Raw genomic sequence first — 327 nt, 5'->3', positions numbered from 1 at the left:
TCATAACCATACTGATAGCGACTGGTGTTTGTGCATTGGTCGCTTTTCTGTATTATCGCTTCTGTTACGATAGTTTCAAGAAGCTCCTGCACCGTCAAAAGCTGGCAAGAATGATACTGGAAAACAAGTGGTATGAAGCCGATACCGTACAAGATAGCGGTTTTTTTACTGACCTGCAAGGCAGATCAAGGGAAAAAATCGTCTGGTTTCCAAAGATTTATTATCAAATGGAAAAGGGACTGCTTCATATCCGCTGTGAAATTACGCTGGGGAAATATCAAGACCAGCTTTTACGGTTAGAGGATAAATTGGAAAGTGGCTTGTATT

At 41.0% G+C, this 327-nt stretch carries 1 pseudogene; it reads left to right on the top strand.

The features are described from left to right. Window positions 1-327: pseudogene (locus LJE11_RS19435) on the top strand (ATP-binding protein); the annotation flags it as partial.

Origin of the sequence: Blautia sp. DFI.1.216, assembly GCF_020594215.1 — a bacterium.
GTDB classification, from domain to species: domain Bacteria; phylum Bacillota; class Clostridia; order Lachnospirales; family Lachnospiraceae; genus Blautia_A; species Blautia_A wexlerae.
The sequence above is the reverse complement of the archived record's forward strand: the minus strand, read 5'-3'. Positions and strand labels throughout refer to the sequence as shown.